Below are 5,860 nucleotides of genomic sequence, written 5' to 3'. Positions count from 1 at the left end.
CCTATGGAGTACACCCCTCGGAGACCTCGATCAACCGATCAGGCTCTTCGAGGGGATTTTTTTCGGTCCCTCAGCAAGCTCGCTCCGGACGGGCGGAAAAACCATCAGAAAGCTTGCTCACGCACACAGGCGGTTCTCACACCCGAGTTGCTTCGTCAACTCCTTCAGCAGTCGTTGGCACGAGTCAAGGGAAGGTGGTTCCCGGGGTTGCATCAGACCGTCGACGCTGAAAGGAGCATCCGTCGAATCCTGGCAGCGCCGGATGCCTGGATGGCCCTGGGGACGGTTGCCGATCGGCTCCGCTCAGAAGCGGAAGGGCTCGACGAAGCCCTATCTGGTCTCTCCAGTGCGTTGGCGGATGACGTGCGAAAACTCCTAGAGGCCGCTCGCAATGCGGAAGTATCGATAACTCAGGTGCGTGCATTGATCGAAGCAGGCGATTTCGACGTGCTTGGGGAGCAGTTAGCTTCTTTCGCCGATGACGCTCACGTCCTTAACGGGGTGGTGCGTCGGCTCAGGGCATCCAAACAGCCGATAACCCTCGTCGCAACGAATGTTCTTGCCGATGTGCATAAGGTCCAGGAGGTCAAAACCGAACTCAAAAGGGTACTCGCAACTCGGATCGCGGCCGTTGTGGCGGACGCGGGATGCGGAAAGACTCACCTGTCGGCCGCAGTCTGTGCACCACGGGAGAACATTCCATCGGGAATCCTGTTATTCGGTGCCGACCTTCATGCAGGACACACCTTGAATGACCTAGCCGGTACTGTCGTCATTCACGGCAAACCCGTAGCCAGCTTTGAGGCACTTGCGGCTGCGGCAAATGCAGCAGGAGAGCGTGCCGGTCGAAGGATTCCGATCGTCATCGATGGTTTAAACGAGGCGGAGGATCCTCGCGATTGGAGGCCAGCACTCGCCTCCTTGGATGTCGTCCTCCAGGATCATCCGTACGTGTGTGTCATTTGCACATTGCGATCTGCGTTTGCTGATGACGCGCTGCCAGAAAGAATCACGCAACTCGACATTCCTCATTTTGAGCATGACACGGTGTCTGCAGTCAGGAAGTACTTTGGTTACTACAGAATTGATCCGGCTGATGCTGCCCTGCCTTGGGCCTTGCTTCAACATCCACTAACGCTGCGGATGTTCTGTGAGGTGACCAACTCCGAGAGAAAGAAAACTGTCGGAGTCGAGCGAATGCCAGAGTCCTTTGCCGCCCTCGTCGAAATGTACCTTGATCAGGTGGCACTCCGCATCTGCGAGTTGTCTCCTCGGGTGCGTCGGTATTACGCAAGCGACGTGCGTTCAGCGCTGAGCCAAATCGGCACCGCGCTATGGGAGGAGAAGACGCGGAGCATCGGGCAATCGGATCTCCGGAGCTGCTTAAAAGATGATGCACGGCCTTGGAGCGAGAGTATTGTTCGGTTACTTGAAGATGAAGGTGTTCTCATCCGCCATGCCGATTTCGTGTCAAGTGCCGGACGTGAGGCCATAGTCTTTGACGCGATGGCAGGCCAAGTAATCGCCGATGCCATACTGGACAAGCATGGAGGAAGCGGCTTTCAATCATGGCTCGACGATCCACACACGCGAAAGATGCTGTGGGGCGAATACAGCGACCGCCACCCTTTAGCAGAAGACATTGTTCACGCTTTGGTCGGCTTAGCTCCGCGTAGGCTTGGCCGCCGCCAATTGTGGCAGTTCCTATCCGGAGACGGACGCTCAAAGGCACTGCACCAAGCAGCATGGTTGGACTCGCGCTACCTTGATGCTGACACAGTCTCGCAGCTTGCTACCTTAGTTCTTGACGAGCCAGGTCACCGAAAAGACCTATTGACGCGACTGTGGCATTTACGGGCAGCGAACGGACATCCGCTTAACGCCGAGTTTTTGGACTGCGTTCTTCGTTCGGCATCGATAGCGGATCGCGACCTCCGCTGGACCGAATGGATTCGTGCGAATCACGAAAAAGTGATTGAGGATCTCCAGCGGTTGAGCGACAAATGGTCGACGAGCGACGCGCTGACCGACGCAGATCGACTAAGGGTGCGATGGGTCATCTGGCTCCTCACAAGCACAGTCCGGGTACTGAGAGACCATGCTACGCGCGCGTTATACGCATTCGGCTGTCGCGATCCTGCAGGCATGTTCGCCATGACACTTGAGTCTCTCACCGTAAATGATCCGTACGTGCCAGAACGAATGCTTGCAGCTGCCTACGGCGTGGCGATGTCATTATGGGCAGATCCTGCCGGCGATGAGCTTCGCACACACTTGCCCACCTTCGCACGAGCCATCATCGACGCGATGTGGGTCCCCGGTGCACCGCATTCAACTTGTCATGCTCTGATGCAAGACTACTCAATGGGGGTCGTAGAGGTAGCGAGGTTGATAGATCCGAGTTGTGCTTCAGGCCCCGAGGGCAAGCACCTGCAGCGCCCTTTGTCGCATGTCCCGTCGCCATTTCGCCCTCTAAGTCGAATTCCAAAGTCGGTGAAGGCGGCGGCGGATTATGCCATTCACATGGATTTTGGAAACTACACAATCGGAGGCTTGATCCCTAATCGAGGAAACTACGATTTTCACAACCAGGACTACGAGAAGGTACGTAGTCAGATCGAGTGCAGAATCGTAGATCTAGGCTACTCCCCAGGGCGATTCGAGGACACGGATCGACGCATTGCTGATCTAGCATGGCGAGTCCACAGTCGAGTGCCACATACGGATCGATACGGCAAAAAGTACTCATGGATTGCTTTCTTCGAGATGTATGGTCTGCGTCGTGCCAAATCACGGTTGTCGGATTGGCACGACGACGAACGATCTCCGGACGCTGACATCGACCCGAGTTTTCCCGCGGAAGCACCAACGTGGTGGCCGGACTTGGCCGATGTGTTTACGGCGAGTCCGACCGATATCCGCGGATGGCTAACCGTTGGGGCAGTTCCCGACTATAGCCATCTGCTTCAGCATGAACTCTTCGAAGGCGAGCATGGTCCGTGGATACTGTTGGACGGGTATATTGAGCAGTCATGCAACCATGATGGCAGAAGGGTGTTTACATTCCTGAGGGGAATTTTGGTTTCCCGCTCTAAAGTGGGCGCGTTGCTTGAGGCTTTCAACAGCACTGGGTATCCCGGCAATCACGCTATACCAGATGGTGGAAGCGACTACTACACCTTTGCCGGCGAGATTCCGTGGTCACACCGATACGCATCGGGGTTGCGTGATCGGCGAGGTAAGGCAAAGCGACATCTTGAACGTGCGTTGCGGCGCTATGGGCCGACGCCCTCGGAGGGTATCCGTGTAGAGATACCGATCCATAACTATGCGTGGGAGAGCCATCATAGCGAGCTGAATCAGGCGGGGGGAGCAACGGTACTTGCGCCCGCGCTGTTCGAGCGCTGTGGCTTAGTTAACCGTCGTGGCACTTGGGACATGTTCGATCGCACAGGTCGTCGTGGTTCGATATACCGCCGATGGAAAAATGCGGGCGATCGATATCGAAGTGAAGTACTGTATTTGCGAGAAGACCTGTTGGCAGATTACCTAAGCGTCACTCGTCAAGTGTTAGTGTGGTTGATGTGGGGTGAGCGTGGCTTCGACCACGATACGTTCAGGCAGCATGAGACGGAGATCCGGGAGGCGCACGTTGGGTACTCGTTCATTCACCGTAAAGGTGTCCAGTGGGTCCCGTGAGGCTCACAAAGCGGTGTCCGGTCACGGACCTGTAGGTGCGATGAGTCCGGTAACGCGTTCATGTGTCACTACACGTCGATTGCAGTGACGGCATCGGCGAACGCGAACAGTGACCCCAGCCCGGTGGCGGGTGTAGACAGCGAGTAGATGTCGACAGCCGCAGGAGGGGCATTCGAGGCCGCGTTGGGTCTTGAGGTCGCGGTCGTCGTTCATCGCCGCCTCGGTATCTGGAGTTCGGCGAAGCTGATCCGCTCGGGCTTCGTGGCGGGCTGGGCATCCGTTCCCAGCAGCATCGCGCCCTGCATTGACGCAGCGACGGCAGTTCCGACAACGCCGTCGAACCAATGGTTATCGCCTCGCTCGGGACGTATCTTCCACTCGTCGACGGTGTCAAGAAAGATCAGACACTCAAAAATCGAGCGGCTAGGCGGCGAAAGCAGCGGCCGCAGTCGTGGGCGGGTGGTCCGGGTGATGGGAAAGGGGATGAGAAGGGGCGTCCGGGGAAAGGCGGGCTGAAAGCGGTGGTCAACGGGCGCAAAGCTGCTCGTTAGGCAGGTTCGAGACGCGACATCCTTGCACGCCGAGTGGACCGCTCGAGATTGCGGGGTTGCGGAACGACGGATATAGGTGCTCCGGCGGCGGGCGTGGCGGGGCTAACGATCAAGTTCGTTGATCGTCGTCACGCCTGCCGGCGCAGGTCATTGCCTGTCGGTCAGCCAAACGTCGCTCGGCAGTTCCGTGAGATTCTCGCTCAGATGTGGTATGTTGCCCAAGAGGTAGCCTGGGAAGTCTAGGCAATGGCGCCAACCGAACGGGGACGCGGCATGTGCCGGTCGAAGGTTGTCGGCGTTGAGTCGCGGTAGCACATTGCGACGACGTGCTCTCGACTTGAAGCGCCGTTTGCCAAGGCCACCGTCCACCCGAGCGGGCGAGATGCCGGCCGAGCATCCGGTCGCGGGTTTGCCGGGCTTCCATTCCCCGTTTCGCCCCGATTGACTTTTGGGCAACAAACCACGTCGGACCAAGTTTCTGAGCAAGAGTTTCCCGTCTTTGAGGATTCGTTTGACCGAGTCTTTGTAAGTCGAGCGGACACCCAGCTTCTTCAGCTCGCCGAGAATGCGGGTTCAGGGCGTGCATGACGCCGAGTTCTACGCGGTCAAGATGTAGCCGTTGCTCATCAACGCGATCACGATCGCGTAGCACGCGAAGGTCCAGAGGGCGGAAGCAAGGTGATGCTTCCAGAGTGAATTTCCCGCTCGAAACTCGATGATTCCCATGACCACCTGCCCGCCAGCAATAAGCCAGGCAAAGAAGCCCGACACCAGAAACAGCAAGAGCAGATTTGCGATCAGGATTCCCGACGGCCCGCCGGGAACCACCGGCAAGAAGAACGGGGAAAAGTAGCCGATGCTCGCCACCGTCAGCACGATCGGGTTAGCGTAGATGAGCCAAAGCATCAGTGGCGCCTCTGCAGAGGGGAATGTTCATTCGCAATCCTTCTTGACTGTAGCACCCCGGCAAGTCGGTTGGCTGCCACTCGCGGCCACTGGCCGGGCCATTTTCGCGGGGTGGCCGGCGGTGGCCGCGAATTATCGATTGTCGCAGGCAGTCACCATCGGTCGTTGCGCAGCGCCCGGACCTGTGTACCACCCGCAAGTCCGGCTGGAAACTGGCCGCGGCCGAGGGTTCCGACAGCGGTCGGAAGGCTCATCACGCGGAGCGTGATGGCTACTTTGGGGAGGGGCTCTTGTGCACCCTGCTTTGACGCTCCCGGCGCCCGATGGCATCACCCAACACCGGTCGCACTCAAGAATTCAGATCCTCAATTTCAGATCCTCAATTGATGTTCGACTCGTCCGAAATCCGCGTCCCGCGAGTGGCCATGTGCGAATTGAGCGAGTCGCTTTGCTCCATAGTCCCGCAGGCCCCTCCCCAGCCCTCCCCGAAGGAGATCGTGCCAGCTTATAAGTTTCTTCGTCGTCGGAGTTTAGAGCGTTGCAAGAGCGTCCTCGGCGTTCCCGTACGCCGAAGGCGTTCCCGTACGCCGAAGGCGTTCCCGTACGCCGAAGGCGTTCCACAGTCACAGCCCAGGGTCGCCCGCTTCGGGCGCACCCTGGGTGAGGTCGTGATTTCGAGTTCCCTTGTACGCCGAAGGCGTTCC

Annotated in this window: 2 protein-coding genes; one reads left to right on the top strand and one right to left on the bottom strand. The window is 58.1% G+C overall.

Features of this window, described 5'->3' with window-relative positions:
• The first annotated feature begins 207 nt into the window (after positions 1-207).
• Positions 208-3,699, top strand: a complete 3,492-nt coding sequence (locus J5J06_09515) for a hypothetical protein (GenBank protein MCO6437310.1) — start codon at positions 208-210, stop codon at positions 3,697-3,699.
• A gap of 1,148 nt (positions 3,700-4,847) precedes the next feature.
• Here J5J06_09515 and J5J06_09510 read toward each other — a convergent pair.
• Complete coding sequence (locus J5J06_09510) at positions 4,848-5,156, bottom strand: hypothetical protein (protein ID MCO6437309.1); 309 nt, start codon at positions 5,154-5,156, stop codon at positions 4,848-4,850.
• Positions 5,157-5,860 lie beyond the last annotated feature (704 nt).

This window comes from Phycisphaerae bacterium (genome assembly GCA_024102815.1).
Lineage (GTDB): Bacteria > Planctomycetota > Phycisphaerae > UBA1845 > UBA1845 > JAGFJJ01.
This window is presented reverse-complemented; position numbering and strand designations above follow the sequence as displayed.

Excerpts from the sequence above, each read along its gene's own strand:
- J5J06_09510 (MCO6437309.1), bottom strand. The coding sequence starts at position 5,156 with ATGCTTTGGCTCATCTACGCTAACCCGATCGTGCTGACGGTGGCGAGC.